This window comes from Tabrizicola flagellatus (assembly GCF_008271465.1).
Lineage (GTDB): Bacteria > Pseudomonadota > Alphaproteobacteria > Rhodobacterales > Rhodobacteraceae > Tabrizicola > Tabrizicola flagellata.
The window spans coordinates 1-15,009 of sequence record NZ_VMDU01000015.1; the positions used below are offsets into that span (position 1 = coordinate 1).

The 15,009-nt window shown below is 61.1% G+C and carries 14 protein-coding genes and 1 tRNA gene; 5 read left to right on the forward strand and 10 right to left on the reverse strand.

The features are described from left to right. Window positions 1–118: 118 nt before the first annotated feature. The 7 genes from FL625_RS15135 to FL625_RS15165 form a co-directional block, all read right to left on the reverse strand. Entirely contained in the window at window positions 119–3,220 is a 3,102-nt protein-coding gene (locus FL625_RS15135; protein WP_149589517.1) for a type I restriction endonuclease subunit R, read from the reverse strand. Between the two features lie 132 nt (window positions 3,221–3,352). After that, window positions 3,353–4,810: an ATP-binding protein gene (locus FL625_RS15140; RefSeq protein ID WP_200833960.1), complete on the reverse strand. Its 1,458-nt coding sequence runs from the start codon at window positions 4,808–4,810 to the stop codon at window positions 3,353–3,355. A gap of 4 nt (window positions 4,811–4,814) precedes the next feature. Beyond that, window positions 4,815–6,173 (reverse strand): restriction endonuclease subunit S, encoded by a 1,359-nt coding sequence (locus FL625_RS15145; RefSeq protein ID WP_149589518.1) that lies wholly within the window; start codon window positions 6,171–6,173, stop codon window positions 4,815–4,817. Continuing rightward, entirely contained in the window at window positions 6,170–6,538 is a 369-nt protein-coding gene (locus FL625_RS15150) for a hypothetical protein (RefSeq protein WP_149589519.1), read from the reverse strand. The genes FL625_RS15145 and FL625_RS15150 overlap by 4 nt, the downstream gene beginning before the upstream one ends. Further along, on the reverse strand, window positions 6,535–8,370 hold the full coding sequence (locus tag FL625_RS15155; protein WP_149589520.1) for a type I restriction-modification system subunit M: 1,836 nt from the start codon (window positions 8,368–8,370) through the stop codon (window positions 6,535–6,537). The genes FL625_RS15150 and FL625_RS15155 overlap by 4 nt, the downstream gene beginning before the upstream one ends. A 212-nt stretch (window positions 8,371–8,582) precedes the next feature. Then, window positions 8,583–8,990 carry a hypothetical protein gene (locus FL625_RS15160; protein WP_149589521.1) on the reverse strand — a complete coding sequence of 136 codons (408 nt, stop codon included), beginning with the start codon at window positions 8,988–8,990 and terminating at the stop codon, window positions 8,583–8,585. A gap of 193 nt (window positions 8,991–9,183) precedes the next feature. Beyond that, window positions 9,184–9,275: transfer RNA gene (locus FL625_RS15165), tRNA-Ser, on the reverse strand. A gap of 213 nt (window positions 9,276–9,488) precedes the next feature. Between FL625_RS15165 and FL625_RS15170 the strand changes: the two genes are divergently transcribed. Genes FL625_RS15170 through FL625_RS15180 form a run of 3 tightly spaced genes read left to right on the forward strand, consistent with a single transcriptional unit; the run spans window position 9,489 to window position 11,249 of the window. Beyond that, window positions 9,489–9,920, forward strand: a complete 432-nt coding sequence (locus tag FL625_RS15170; protein ID WP_149589522.1) for a YeeE/YedE family protein — start codon at window positions 9,489–9,491, stop codon at window positions 9,918–9,920. 1 nt (window position 9,921) lies between these two features. After that, complete coding sequence (locus tag FL625_RS15175; RefSeq protein ID WP_149589523.1) at window positions 9,922–10,353, forward strand: YeeE/YedE family protein; 432 nt, start codon at window positions 9,922–9,924, stop codon at window positions 10,351–10,353. Between the two features lie 14 nt (window positions 10,354–10,367). Continuing rightward, window positions 10,368–11,249 carry an MBL fold metallo-hydrolase gene (locus FL625_RS15180; protein ID WP_149589524.1) on the forward strand — a complete coding sequence of 294 codons (882 nt, stop codon included), beginning with the start codon at window positions 10,368–10,370 and terminating at the stop codon, window positions 11,247–11,249. A gap of 261 nt (window positions 11,250–11,510) precedes the next feature. On the opposite strand, the gene FL625_RS15185 is transcribed toward FL625_RS15180, so the two are convergent. From FL625_RS15185 to FL625_RS15195, 3 genes are all read right to left on the reverse strand, one after another. After that, on the reverse strand, window positions 11,511–11,738 hold the full coding sequence (locus tag FL625_RS15185; protein ID WP_149589525.1) for a hypothetical protein: 228 nt from the start codon (window positions 11,736–11,738) through the stop codon (window positions 11,511–11,513). A gap of 186 nt (window positions 11,739–11,924) precedes the next feature. Continuing rightward, window positions 11,925–12,164 (reverse strand): hypothetical protein, encoded by a 240-nt coding sequence (locus tag FL625_RS15190; RefSeq protein ID WP_149589526.1) that lies wholly within the window; start codon window positions 12,162–12,164, stop codon window positions 11,925–11,927. A gap of 206 nt (window positions 12,165–12,370) precedes the next feature. Beyond that, the gene (locus FL625_RS15195) at window positions 12,371–13,357 is read right to left on the reverse strand and encodes a 2-hydroxyacid dehydrogenase (protein WP_149589527.1); all 987 of its coding nucleotides are present in this window, start codon (window positions 13,355–13,357) and stop codon (window positions 12,371–12,373) included. 133 nt (window positions 13,358–13,490) lie between these two features. On the opposite strand from FL625_RS15195, the gene FL625_RS15200 reads away from it, so the two are divergent. Both FL625_RS15200 and FL625_RS15205 read left to right on the forward strand, forming a co-directional pair. Then, the gene (locus tag FL625_RS15200; protein ID WP_149589528.1) at window positions 13,491–14,063 is read left to right on the forward strand and encodes an SH3 domain-containing protein; all 573 of its coding nucleotides are present in this window, start codon (window positions 13,491–13,493) and stop codon (window positions 14,061–14,063) included. Then, window positions 14,047–14,973: a cation diffusion facilitator family transporter gene (locus tag FL625_RS15205; RefSeq protein WP_149589529.1), complete on the forward strand. Its 927-nt coding sequence runs from the start codon at window positions 14,047–14,049 to the stop codon at window positions 14,971–14,973. Before FL625_RS15200 ends, FL625_RS15205 begins: the two co-directional genes overlap by 17 nt. Window positions 14,974–15,009 lie beyond the last annotated feature (36 nt).

A 15,009-nucleotide genomic window follows, 5' to 3' on the forward strand; every position in this document is an offset into this window, starting at 1 on the left:
CGGCGCACTTGCCCAACCCAAAACCGACCACTATCAACCCCAAGGACTCTCGTTATGAACGAGGGACGACCGGGGGGCAGGTCAGACCCAATGGCTGTTAGCGGGGCAAGCCCAACCGTTATTGCTGACTTGCTCGAAGGCCTTCCCATAGCTGGCCGGGCCCAAGGAGGATCTCCTTCAGCCCCTCACGAACCTTCTCGCTGTCCAAGGCTTGCTTGCTCATGAGCGAGTGGGCAGCGAACGAGTCGATAATCGCATTCGTCAACTCCTCAGACAGGTTCGGTGATGCGGCGAATTGTTGCTTGCTGTTGTTCTTAGCTTGCTTCGCCAGGACATCGGACTCCATCAGCTTCTTGCGAAGTACCTCATTCACATAGACAAGTTTGTCATCGTCCGTCAGCGACCCCTCGAATAGGTCGTTCACGCGGCTGATAATTTCTGCCAGCCTTACCTTCTCGGGGTCCCGGGCTTGACCAGATCCAGCTTCTGTCGTGGGTTTCAGCTTGCTGTCGTCTCCACTAGGTGACAGCCGTTGGTTGCCCTTTGACGCCAGCTTGTGATGGCTCAGAACGACTTGGGACAGATCGACTTCCTCTCGTTCTCTACCGAACTCTAGGAGCCGGACAAGGTACCTGAAGAATATGGCACGCTTCTCCACGGCGGTATTTCCGTAGTCGAAGATCTGAGAAAGGAAAGCGTAGACCCTGAGGAAAGTCTGGATATCAGCCTTGAAGAGCTCAAGACCGTTCATAACCTCTCTGGCTTCACTTTCGGCCTTCGTTCGCCCTTCTTTCTTGGCTTCGACCCAGGCCTTCTTAGCCTGGCCGTATTGCTTCACGATGCGCTGGGCGACAGGCTCTACTGCCTTCACGAGGTCGCTTTGACGCGAGGAAGGTTCCAGAGCGGCTTTTACGACGCGCTCAACTTCGAAATCGTCATAGTGGCCGGAGCCATCAAGCTTTGCGCGAAGGTCGTAGATGAGGTTCGGGTCTGTGACGTCCTCCAGTTCGGCGTGACCGTAGTACTGACTGAATGCCTTCAGGACCTCGTCTGCGCTGTCGGAAAAGTCGAGGACATAGGTAGTGTCCTTGATGACGCCGTCTCTGGCGTATGCACGATTCAGGCGGGAAAGCGTTTGGACTGCTTGAACCCCTGCGAGCCGCCGATCAACATACATGGCGCACAGCAGTGGTTGGTCAAAGCCTGTCTGGAACTTGTTGGCGACTAGTAGAATGTGGAACTCGTCGGTGTCGAAGACCTCCTTGACGTCACGCCCGCGCAGATCAGGGTTCATCGCCTTACCGGATTCGCTGAAGGGCTCTGACCCGCTCTCCTTGTCAACGACTTCGCCCGAAAAAGCGACGAGCGTTCCAATCGGGTACCTCTGATCGCTGATGTACTTGTCGATCGCGAGCTTCCAGCGAACCGCCTCCTTCCGTGACTGAAGGACAACCATTGCTTTTGCTCTTCCATCTAGAAGGTGAGCGACGTTGCCACGGAAATGTTCGACTACGATCTTCACTTTCTGACTGATGTTGTAGGGATGAAGTCGTACCCAGTTCATCAATCCGCGCATTGCAGCGTCGCGCTCGACCTCGCAGCCATCCAGTTCCTTGCCTTCCGCGGCGAGGCGAAAAGCTAGGCTGTAAGGGGTATAGTTCTGGAGAACGTCGAGAATGAAACCTTCCTCGATTGCCTGACGCATTGAGTAGACGTGGAAGGGCTGAGGCAGGTTGTCCTTGCTGGCGGGAGCATTCGGATCCGGGCGACGTCCGAACAGTTCCATCGTCTTCGCCTTAGGCGTTGCCGTGAAGGCCACGTAAGTGACCCCCTTGTCGCTAGCCCGTGCCCGCATTTGCGCCGCGAGGATGTCTTCTGTGCTGTACTCGCCGCCGTCCCTCAGCTCCTCGAGCTCTTCGGGAGACAGAGCTTCCTTCAGCTTTGTGGCGGCCTCCCCCGTCTGCGAACTGTGTGCCTCGTCTGCAATGACCGCGAAGGTCTTGCCTTGTGTGGCGGACAGTCGCCGCACCTCATCCAGAGCGAAGGGGAATGTCTGGATCGTGCAGACAACGATCTTCTTGCCCCCCGCAAGGGCCTGGGCAAGCTGGCCGCTCTTGCTTCCTCCGTCGCCCTTGATTGTCTCGACGACACCGAGCGTTCGCTCGAAGCTGAAGATCGCCTCTTGCAGCTGCCCATCAATCACGCGCCGGTCAGACACCACGATCACAGTATCGAAAATCTTGCGACCGTCTGCATCATGGAGATCGGCAAGGAAGTGTGCCGACCAGGCAATCGAGTTCGTCTTCCCCGATCCCGCGGAATGCTGGATCAGGTACTTCTTTCCCGGGCCCTCAGCGAGGACTGTCCGCACAAGCTTTCGTGTTGCGTCAAGCTGATGGTATCTGGGGAATACCAGAGCCTTCGGATTACCCTTCTTGTCCTTCTGGGCGATGATGTAGCGGCCGATCAGTTCCAGCCAGCTTTCGCGGTCCCAGACCTCCTCCCAAAGGTAGGATGTGCGGTGTCCGTTTGGATTCAGTGGGTTTCCCGCCGCGCCGTTGTCTCCCTTGTTGAATGGCAAGAAGCTGGTGGCCTTTCCGGCCAGCTTCGTCGTCATAAAGACTTGCGCATTGCTCACCGCGAAGTGGACCAGTGCACCACTTGGGAAGCTTAGCAGAGGCTCAGTTCGACCCGTGCTCCGAGGTGGACGATCATACCGATACTGGTCGATCGCGTCATCGACGCTTTGGGTGAAATCGGTCTTCAGCTCCGCCGTGGCTACCGGAATACCGTTCAGGAAGAGGACGAGATCGATCGAGTTCTCGTTCGTCGTCGAATACCTCACCTGTCGGATTACACGCAGCCTGTTCGCCTGGTACCGCGCAACGATCTCGGGATTTTCCGACAGAGCGGGCTTGAACTCAGCAAGCTTTAGGCTCCCCCGAACGCCAATCATTTCGATACCATGGCGCAGAACGTCGAGAGTTCCTCGCGCGTCGATCTGTTTGCGGATCCTGTCGAAGAGGGGACCCTCTCCAGACTTTGCGATGATCTCCCAGGTCTTGGGCTGGGATTCCTTCAGCCAGTCGACGAGATCGGGAGTGAACAGCGCCCTCTCTCTGTCATATTGCCTGGCATCGCCAGCGCCACAAAGCCAGCCATGCGAGGACAGGTGGCCGCAGATCTCGTCCTCGAAGCTGACCTCCTTGTGGATGCTCATGCCCGTCTCCCGGTGGCTTCAGTCAAACAACAGGCAAATAAAGCACACCCAGGCAGGCCCATGAAAAGCAAGACATTTTCCTGCTACACGCGACCTCGCCGGCAAGCCCAGTCAAGAAAGCTGCAAATAACGCTAAGCCCATGCCGGGATGTACCTCGCGTTCCGCTTACCCTGTTCAGGATCGTACGGCTTGATCACGCCCTCATCCAAGGCGTCCCTGATGATACGGGAAGCCATGGAACTGTTCTTTTCATCGAAGCCGAACCTCTCTCGCAGTGAGGTATTGGTCATCTCCTCGCGCATCACGTACTTCAGACAGGCATGAAGGTAGCACGCGTGAACACGATCTGCTCTGTCCATGTCCCTGAAATCCTTGTGCGCGAAGAGAACGGCACGTGCTGCGCCTCCGCTCGTCTCCCATCGTGGAGGAGGGAGTTGGTAGACCTCGGTCTCGTTCACAACCTTGTCCACGCCGCTGCCACGTTCCTCACAGACACCGATCCGACGCATGAATGCGGCGAGCGCCTCGTTTCGCGATCGCGGGGCTTGGTCCAACAGGCGGTCAATGTCTCCCAAGGGAACGCCCGGGTTCGTGATTTCGACGCGGTCCTCGAACACTTCGACCATCGGACCGCTTCCGGTGATCGTGAAGTCCTGGTGTATCAACGCATTTGCGATCAACTCTCGTAGAGCCAGATCGGGGTACATGGCGACTTCTTGGCGCAGGGCAGTTCCGACAACCTCGTTGCGAGGCAATAGCGCCTTCAGGTATTCCATCAGGCGCTCAAAACCTACGGCATACCCCTTCCGACCCTCCTGTTCCCTCTCCGTCTGCATCCGGCCTTTGCCCCTGTAAACGATCAGGCGTACAGCCTTCCGGGCGACGGTGGGGAACTGCGTAAGATCGCGGGCGAACAGGATTGCCCCGAGGTTCGTAATGTCCCAGTGACCGGCATCGTTCCTCCGAATGAAGTCCTCATCCGCAAGCGCGAGGAGAATCTTGGAACTCTCCCCCGGCAAGGGGAGTTTGCGCAACTCGAAGTACGCTGGGTACTCCAGCAGCTTCAGGACGTCCTCGCCGCCCTTGTCGGCAACTGCGAGTTGGCGCTCAAAGGGCGTTACGTCAAAACTCCTCCAGAGGTCGCGTTCCATCTGCGGCACATCTCGCAAGGAGCGGTTCGTGGACCCGACACGCACGAGTTCCTTTCCCGAGAATGCGGTTGGCTGTCCGCGAGCTGCCGGGACCTCCAGAACCACGATCGACTGACCGCCTACCTCGCCAGAGTGAAACCGGATATGAAGCCGGGGCGAGAGCATCTGGACCAACCAACTCTCAAGATCCTGATTGCCCTTCTTGCTCGATGAAGGCACAAAATCCGTGCCGACGATGGCGTGAGACCCATCTTCGATGCCCCAAACGAGCCAGGCAGTTTCCTTGCCGTTGAGGGTGGCGGCATTGGAAAGTGCCGCGATCAGCTCGCCGATCGTCTGCGGGTCGCCGTTGTTCTCCTTGAACTCGACCCACGGGGTTTCAGCGGGCAAGCGGCGAAGTTCGTTGACAAGGCGAGTGAGCTGGTCCGGATCCATCATGTCGTCAGGCAGCCTCCGTCGATATGGGGATCTCGCCGCGCACGTCGATCTTGCCGGTGACAGCGGCAGAGATCAGGGCGCTGCGGCGTTCCTGGAGGAGGGCGATGGCTTTCTCGGCCTCGGCTACAAGCTCAACAAACTTCGAGGTCTTCCGATCGATGTATTCAACAACCTTGGCTTGCTCTTCTATCGGGGGTATCGGCACGACGAAGTTCGAGACGTCATCAAGCGCCAGCTGAACCTTAGTGCCGCCGTATCCCTGTTCTTCAAGGTAGGTGCGCCCAACCATAGAAAGCGCGACCTGTCCCGCCCATTCTGGCAAAATGCGCTTACTCTTCAGTCGGGCCAGAGCGACGTGCTGGCTGACGAATGCCGTTTCGAGTCCCTCGGGTACCACTGCGACTGAACCGAGATACGCAGTTATGGAGAAGAGCAAGTCGCCAGCCTTCACCTTAGTGCGCTCGCCTTCTGAACCCTTCGGCACGTCGACCCGTTGAATGTCCTGCAAGTTCAGCCCCAGCGAGTCTCGCGTTAGGTTTCCAATGCGCAGGAAGAGAGCGCCATCGTCGGCATAATGCTCAGCCCAACCCCTCGATCCGCTCGTCAAGAACTCGAGATCATGCTTCAGCCTGCCCATACTCCAGTGTTCCGGAATCTTCCCCAGCCAACCAACACCAGAGTCCTTCATTGGGGCTGCGGCGTCGAGGCCCTTGGTGACGGCGTGGGAGATGACGGCCTGGCGCTTCTCCTTCAGAAGCGCAATCAGACGCCGCTGCTCCTCGACCAGTGCATCGATCTTCCCCGTCTCTCGGTCAAGAAACGCTGCGATGGCGCATTGTTCGGCTAAGGGTGGGACAGGGAAACGAGTCTCGCTGAGGTATTCCTGCTCGATGCTCTCTACAGTCGCACCTTGCTTTCGCCACAGATACAAGAGCTGATCGTTATGGCCCATAATTACGTGGGCGAAGTATGCGGGAAGGTAGTGTGCTTGATCGAACCTGACGGCCCGAATGTCCTGATTGAGAGCCACGGGCACCGCGTTTATTGCAACGGGTATTGTGTGCTTTAGAATACCAGACCTTACCACGAGCAGTACTGCTCCGATGTCTACCAACGTCGATGCACTTTCGGACAGTCCGCGCTCAGATATGCATTCTTCTGATGTATTGATTCGCGACACCTTCATATCTTTGGGGGAAACCCAAGGAATGGAACCTCCCCAATAATCAAGGTTGCTTCGGTCCGGAGTTCCACCCCCTGTGAAATCAGCCAAATACTTGAGCTTTGCTACCTTCCAGTGGCCTGGAAGCCGCCCGAGCCACTCCACACCGCTATCCCGATAGTTGGGGTAAGCCCCGCTCACGACGCCCCTCCGTCGCCAGCCACTTCCAGGATCACTCGCACGGCTTGCCAGATGCCGGTGACCTTGAAGCAGATCAGATCGACATCATCGAATCCGCCGTTCCCGAACAGGTTATGGTTCGGACGGCTCCTGCCGTAGTCTGCTGCCTGGTACGCCTTCTTGTTGATGCCAGCGAGGCGCGAGGCATCGACATCATCCTTTGCGACCCAAAGGTTCTGGAATCTGATCCGTTCAGGCTCGATCCCGATGACCCTACCAGAGCTGGTTCGGTACAGGTGGGCGTGTTCATGCGCTGCGGTCTTCGCGATCGATGGATGCGTGTCGAGCAGCTCAAATACAGCTTTTCGCAGTTCTTCACCTGTCATGCCGCCAACTCCGCGAGCATTTTTTGGATAGTCCGCGTGACCTCCACCAGGTCCTTGTCGATATCAGCAAGATCCCGCGGGGGCTCGAAGACATAGAAGTACCGGTTGAACGGAATCTCGTAGCCGATCCTGGTCTTGTCATGGTCAATCCAGGCGTCGGGAGCGTGGGGGAGCACCTCACGTTGGAAGTACGCCTCCACGTCCTCGGATAGTGGCACAAGCTCCGTGTCGCGCAGCGACGTGTCGGGCTGCGGCTGTCCTTTCTGCTGGCCACGCGTCCCAACGACGACCTGCCCAGCTTCGTCGTACAGTGGACGCTCCACGGTGATTTGTCGGTATCCGAAGGCCTTGTTACTCAGCAGCAGTGAAAGGGGCTTCAGTCTCACCTTGCCGCCTTCTGGGGCATCAGGCGTCTTCTCGCCATTAGTCACGACCTGCCTGGCGATTTCCTTGCCATCGGCATTCAGAACGGTCGCAAGCTTTGCCTCGACACAGTCGCCGAACAGGCGGGTCACAGTCGCGATGCCGTCCTCGCTGATTTCCTTGCGCTTGGAACCCAGGGACTTCCGCATCTTCTGCCAAAGATCGCTTGCGTCGATAAGCTGGACGAGACCCTTGCGGTGATCCGGCTTGCGGTTCGACAGGATCCAGACGTAGGTGGAAATGCCGGTGTTGTAGAAGAGATCAGTCGGCAGTCCGATGATCGCCTCGACAAGGTCATTCTCCAGCACATATCGACGGATCTCGCTCTCGCCCGATCCAGCACCGCCGGTGAAGAGAGGCGACCCGTTCAGCACAATGCCGAAGCGCGAGCCGCCATCCTTTGCAGGTCGCATCTTTGACAGGAGGTGCATGAGAAACAGGAGGGAGCCATCGGAGACCCTTGGCAAACCGGGACCAAAACGCCCGCTGAAACCTTTGACCTCGTGCTCGCGTTTGACCTCCTTCTCGACTTTCTTCCACTCCACACCGAAGGGCGGGTTGGACAGCATGTAGTCGAACTTGGTATCAGGATGGCCGTCATCGGACAGCGTATTGCCCGCAACAATATTGCGGACATCCTGCCCCTTGATCAGCATGTCTGCCTTGCAGATCGCATAAGAGAGATCGTTCAGCTCCTGCCCGAACATGGTCAGGCGAGCCTCGGGATTGTGTTCCGAGAGATACTCGTCCGCGACTGAAAGCATCCCGCCGGTCCCTGCTGTCGGGTCGTAGATGGTGCGGACAACACCTGGCTTCGACAGTACGTCGTCATCCTCAACGAACAGGAGATTGACCATCAAACGGATAACCTCGCGCGGCGTGAAGTGCTCCCCGGCGGTGTCGTTCGAGGCTTCAGCGAACTTTCGGATCAGTTCTTCGAAGACAAGGCCCATCTGCATGTTGGACACTCGGTCCGGGTGCAGGTCGAAGCCAGCGAACTTCTCGGTCACCAAATAGAGTAGCTTATTTCTGTTGAGGCGATCGATCTGCTCCGCAAAGGAGAAGCGGTCAAAGATGTCCTTCACCTCCGGCGAGAACCCCTCGACATAGGACAGAAGGTTCGGGGCAATATTGTCCTGGTCGCCGACAAGGCGCCGCATGTCGAGAGGCGAGGCATTATAGAATGCTGCTCCGGAAACCCTGCGCATGAAGGGATCTGGGTTCAGTCCAGCTTTGGACTTCTCATCCCTCTCTCGCAGAACCGCCGCCTTGGTCGGCTCGAGGACACAGTCGAGGCGGCGCAAGACAGTGAGCGGAAGGATCACACGCCCGTACTCTGACTGCCTGTAGTCACCACGGAGAAGATCCGCGACCGACCAGATCAGCGACGATATTGGGGCTTGAGACATGTGCGGTACCGCCCAAACTGAAGAGTTCCAATGCTTTTTCGGGATCGTACGTGGCACAAGGCGCAACCTCAAGCGGTTGATGCCGCGTTCCGACGCATGTCCGGGCGGTACGCGCCTCGCCTGAATGGCAATCGATCAGGGCGAGAGTGAAGTCGCTGACTGCGTCTCAGCGCAGACGGCAACTCACGGACTCCTGCTTGAGGGCCCGCAGTTCACGTCCATCCAGCTGCGACAGCTTCTGCAAGTTCTCGAACGCTTGAGTACGGGGTCCTCTTACCTGCCATCAGGTCCTCCGCTTCCGCCAACGCGTTTGCCAGACCTGTCACCCATGAGTGTTGCTCGAAGAAGAACTCGTTCGCTTCGAGATCCAACCGCCGATGGGAAACCACCCATCGTGCCCGCATCAGCCCACCCGAGTACTTTTGAAAACGAAACTCATTCGCGAAGTTACCAGTTAGCGCCGATTTGACTCGCAGTTGAAAACCCATTGTCCATGCCGCCGCAGGGCCTTCGATGTCCAACGCGTAAACTTCATAACCTCTCCTGAAGTACTTCGCGAGAAGAAGCTTGAGCATGTTCCTGTCGCCGTCCGACAGCTCACGCACAGCGGGCATCCGCATTGTGTCTCCTTGACCATAACCTTCAACACCAGAGAAGCATTCTGCTCAGCTTCGATCAAGTCCACGAGCCGGTGTCGTCCTACGGGGAGAATCGTAGGGAGGAGATGAGCGTGTGGTGAAATCGTGTGGTGAAGAGCGAAATGGCTCGCAGATATGTCCCTGATATTATGGGATTTTTTGCGCGTTTTATGGGTGGCGGAGACGAAGGGATTCGAACCCTCGAGACCCTTTAGGGGGTCTGCGCCCTTAGCAGGGGCGTGCCTTCGACCACTCGGCCACGTCTCCGCTTGCCCGTCTATTTGGGAATGTCAGGAAGGGCAAGGGGAAAGGTGCCTCGCCGCCGCAGGTCCCCGGTCCGCGCGGACGGGGTGGCGATGCCGGACGAATCGGGTTGCCGAGCCGCCGGGTCGCGGTCCGGTCGAGGCCGCGACGACACGCCCATGGATTCCTGCCCGAAAATCCCTAGTTATATGCAGGACAACAAGGATGATGACAGCGATGACCACAGATTTCACTCCCCTGAGCGCATTGGCCGGGGGCGCCTTGATCGGCCTGGCGGCAGTCCTGCTGATGGGCCTGCACGGCCGGATCATGGGTGCCACGGGCATCCTCGGCGGCCTGCTGCGCGCCGGGGATGCCAGGGACTGGGCGCTTCGCGCGGCCATTGTCGCCGGGATGGCGGCCGGTCCGCTGGCGTATTTCCTCGTGGCGGGCAGCGCACCTGCGATCAGCCAGCCGGTTTCGCTTGCAGAGATCATCCTGGGAGGCCTGATCGTCGGCCTCGGCGTCAGCTATGGCGGAGGCTGCACCTCGGGCCACGGCGTCTGCGGCATCGCCCGTTTCTCGCGCCGCTCGCTTGTCGCGACCGCCTGTTTCATGACCACGGCCATCGCGACCGTCTTCGTGGTCCGCCATGTTCTGGGAGCCTGACATGCGCCTTGCCTCTGCCTTCGCCATCGGCCTGATCTTCGGTCTCGGCATCAGCGTCTCGGGGATGATCGACCCTGCCAAGGTGCTGAACTTCTTCGACCTTGCCGGGACCTGGGACCCCAGCCTCGCCTTCGTGATGGCGGGGGCGCTGGCCGTTGCCATTCCCGGCTACCGGCTGGTGCTCGGGCGTCCGCTCCCGACACTCGCCCCCCGGTTCGAATTGCCCGACACCCGCCGCATCGACCAGCGGCTGATCCTGGGGTCGGCCGCCTTCGGGATCGGCTGGGGGATTGCCGGCTATTGTCCGGGCGGGGCGCTGCCGGCCCTCGGCACCGGGGAACCTTCGGTTTTCGTCTTCATCGCGGCACTGATCGTCGGAATGCTCGCGGCCAGATGGCTGCAGACCCGGGGGCCCGCCCGCAAACCCGCCTGACAGTTGGAGGCACCATGACCATAACACCAGACATGTCCGTCAAGCCCGAGGTGACCGGCTTCTTCGATCCGGCGACCAACACCATCAGCTATGTGGTGAAGGACCCGGGCTCCAACGCCTGCGCGATCGTCGATTCGGTCATGGACATCGACTATGCCGCCGGGCGCATCACCTATGACCATGCCAACGAGATCATCGCCCATGTCCGGGAAAAGGGACTGAAGGTGGAGTGGCTGATCGAGACCCATGTCCACGCCGACCACCTTTCGGCCGCGCCCTACATCCAGAAGCAGCTGGGCGGCAAGATCGGCATCGGCCGCAACATCACCATCGTCCAGGACACCTTCGGGAAGATCTTCAACGAAGGGACCGAGTTCCAGCGCGACGGCTCGCAGTTCGACCGGCTGTTCGACGATGGCGACACCTACCAGGTCGGCGGCATGCGATGCATCGCGATGCATACTCCCGGCCACACGCCCGCCTGCATGACCCACATCATGGGCGATGCGGCCTTTGTCGGCGACACGCTGTTCATGCCCGACGGAGGCTCGGCCCGGGCGGATTTCCCGGGCGGCGATGCCGGCCAGCTTTACGACAGCATCCAGAGGGTGCTCGCCCTGCCCGATTCGATGCGCCTTTTCATGTGCCACGACTACGGTCCGAACGGACGCGACATCCGGTGGGAGACCACGGTAGGCGAGGAAAAGGCGCACAACATCCACATTGCCGGAAAGTCGCGCGAAGAGTTCATCGCCCTTCGCACCGCGCGCGACCGGACGCTGGCCATGCCGAAACTCATCATCCCCTCCCTGCAGGTGAACATGCGTGGAGGCGACCTGCCTCCGCCGGATGCGGACGGGAAGCGCTTCCTCAAGGTCCCGATCAACGGGCTCTAGGCCGATCTGCGGCAGATCTGGCGCCGGTCGGTCGGCTGAACCAGGGGTCAAGGGGCATGGTTCAGCCACCAACTCCGGTCCTGGGGGCTGAGCCGGAAATCCGGGCGACACCTTGAGACCGGGCGCGAACGCAACGGTCTAGGCCCGGACGCCGCGCCGATTTCCCGGATGGGCCCGGATGGGACAGCGCGAGGTCGCCTGAAAACGAACGCGGCGACCGCTTCCGGCCGCCGCGCTGAAATCATGTCCTGAAACCGATTGTCAGGGAACCGGGGTCGGGGTCGGGGTCGGGGTCGGGGCCGGGTCATCGTCGTTGCCGCAGGCAATCGCGCAGACCAGCACCAGGCCAACGATGACCGGAACGATCCAGCCCGAGCGGGGCTGAGCCGCTTCGACAACCGGCTCTTCCTCGACGACAACCGGGCCACCTGCATAGACGGCCGACGAAATCATTGCAGCCGTCAGCAGCGACGCAGCAAACTTCTTCATGGCATTTCCTTTCTCTTGTCCGGATACGTCCGGCGAACAGGTGAACGCTAGGCGCCTGCCCGGAACTGCACAACGGATTCGTGATTTCTGTAAAGAATGAGTCGCCAAAGTTGGCTTTCTTGCAACAGAAGACAGGCGCAAACCGGACCATGCGCCCCTCACGGGGGGGCGCATCGCCGGCCTCGGTCACTTGCCCGGATCGGGGGTCGGCGTAACCGGGACAGGGTCGTCGCCGTTGCCGCCACAGGCAACGAGGCAGGCCAGGACGAGAAGGCCGATCACGGGCAGGAGGCCAACGCTGCTTGCCGGCTTTTCGGCAACCATCTCGTCGTTGCCTTCCTCGATGATGACTGGACCTCCGGCCTGGGCAACGGACGTGGACAGGACCAGGGCCGCCAGCGACAGCGCCGCAATCATGCTCTTCATGTATTTCCCCCCATTGGATGACGGACGCTGCTTTCTGGCCGCGCCCTGCCCTTCTGCGGTAATGCGCCAAGGTGGGTCAGGCAATCCATTCAGCGTGTCGCAAGCGGTTTCTCCACAGGATTCCGCCGACTTTCTCCAATAGGTTGTGCTGCACCCCGTCCTGCCGACAAGATGCGCGACAGGCGATAGCTCGGCTGGGCGGCCCGTCAGATCATGCCCGGAACCACCTGATCCGGCGGACGATGGCCATCGGCGAAGGTCTTGATGTTGATGATGACCTTCTCGCCCATCTCGATCCGGCCCTCGATCGTCGCCGATCCCATGTGCGGCAGCAGGACCACGTTCGGGAGTTCGATGAGCCGCGGGTTGATGTCGTTGCCCTGCTCGTAGACATCCAGCCCCGCCCCTGCCAGTTCCCCGGCCCGCAGCGCCCTGGTCAGCGCGTTCTGGTCGATCACCTCGCCGCGCGAGGTGTTCACCACCACGGCCGAGGGCTTCATCAGCTTCAGCCGCCGTGCGTTCAGCAGGTGGAAGGTCGAGGGCGTATGTGGGCAATTGACCGACACGATGTCCACCCGCGCCAGCATCTGATCCAGGCTTTCCCAGTAGGTCGCCTCGTGTTCGGCCTCGATTTCGGGGCGCAACCGCTTGCGGTTGTGGTAATGCACCTGCAAGCCGAAGGCCCTGGCCCGCCGTGCCACCGCCTGGCCGATCCGGCCCATCCCGAGGATCCCCAGCCGCCGCCCGCCCAGCCGGCCGCCGAGATTGGCCATGGGCGACCAGCCGGTCCAGCCGCCGGACTGCATCAGATGCAACCCCTCGGGGATGCGGCGGATCACCGCCAGCATCAGCGCCATCACCATGTCGGCGGTGTCCTCGGTGGAAACGCCCGGCGTGTTCGACACCAGGATCCCGCGCTGCCGGGCGGTCGAGACGTCGATATGGTCGAAGCCCGCGCCATAGTTGGCGATCAGCTTCAGCTTCTCGCCGGCCTGCGCCAGAAGCCCGGCGTCGATCCTGTCGGTGATCGTCGGCACCAGCACGTCCGCCCGCCTCATTGCCGCGGCCAGCTCCTCGCGCGTCATCGGCAGGTCGGGATCGCGCAACTCGACGTCGAACAGCTCCTTCATCCGCGTCTCGACCACCTCGGGCAGACGTCGCGTCACGACCACAGTCAGGCGGCTGGCAGGCATGGCGTTCTCCCCGACACTTCCAAATCCGGCGTCCTTGGGGCAAGGTGCCGCCAAGCAGGGCGATGCACAAGACCCAGGTAGAGCGGTAACGGTGGCGGTGACGCAAGGGATGCGGCATCCGGTGAGGCGGCAGATGATACGGATCGCAGGCGTGGCGGCACTTCTGGGCGTGCTGGTCAGCACCGCCCTTTCGGCGCAGGAGGGCGAGCCGTCGTCCAGTGCCGAGATGCCCTCGACCACTCCCACCGGCAAGCCGCCGGAAAAGCAGTGCCAGCCCGATGTCGGCTGCGTCACCAACCTGCCCCTGCCCCGCTTCGTGTCGCTCAAGGGCTCCGAGGGCAATGCCCGCCGCGGTCCCGGCCTGACGCACCGGATCGACTGGGTCTTTACCCGCGCCGGCATGCCGCTGAAGATCACCGCCGAATACGAGAACTGGCGCCGCGTCGAGGATGCCGAGGGCGCGGGCGGCTGGGTGCATTACTCGCTTCTGTCCGGCGTCCGCACCGTGCTGGTGACGCTGGACATGGCCGAACTCCGGTCTGCCCCGGAAGCCACGGCGCCCGTGATCGCACAGGCCGAGTTGGGCGTGGTCGGCCGGGTTCTGGAATGCAATACGGACTGGTGCCGCGTCGTCCTGGATGGCACTAGAGGCTGGATCCTCAAATCGGCGGTCTGGGGCGTGAAGGCCGATGAAATCATCGACTGATCCACAGCACGGGGGCACCGGGCTTGCAATTTCGGCTGGCGTCGCCTCGGTCGCGGTCGCCCTGATCCTTGTCGCCCTGAAGCTCTGGGCGCTGGTCGAGACCGGAGCCCTGTCGATAGCCGCCTCGCTGGCCGACAGCGCGATGGACCTGATCATGTCGCTGGGCGCGGCGGCGGCCATCGTCTATGCCGCCCGGCCGGCCGACGAGGACCATGCCTTCGGCCATACCTCGGCCGAGGACCTTGCCGCGCTGGCGCAATCGGCCTTCATCATGGTCTCGGCCGGGCTGATCGGCTGGGCCGCCGCGCTGCGGCTGGCATCGGACATGCCGCCGCAACTGGCCTCGGAACGGCAGGGCCTGGTGGTCATGGTCATCTCCATCGTCCTGACCCTCGCCCTTGTCTGGTGGCAGGGCCGGGTGGCGCGGCGGACCGGCAGCAAGGTGGTGGCGGCCGACCGGCTGCATTACCTCGGCGACCTCCTGCCCAGCCTGGGCGCGATCCTCGCGCTCTGGGTCTCCAGCCGCTACGGCATCGGTTCGGTCGATGCGGTGGTCGCGCTTCTCGCCGCCGGCGTGATGGCGCTCGGCGCGCTGCGGATCGGCAAGGACGCCTGGGACGCGCTGATGGACCGCGCCGCCGACCCCGCGATCCTGGACGGCATCGCCGCCATCGCCCGCGACTGGCCCGGCGTGCGCGGGTTCCACGACCTGAAGACCCGGCGCGCCGGCAGCCGCGTCTTTGTCAACCTGCATATCGAACTGGACGGCGACCAGTCCCTGCGCGAGGCGCATGACATCGGCGCCGGCCTGCGCCGCGCCATCCTTGCCGCCTATCCGCAGGCCGATGTCATCATCCACAAGGACGTGCACGGCGAAGCCGGACGCATGCCTCCGCCGCCGTCCGGTTGACTTCGCCCGGCGGCCGGGTGATTATACGGGCGTATA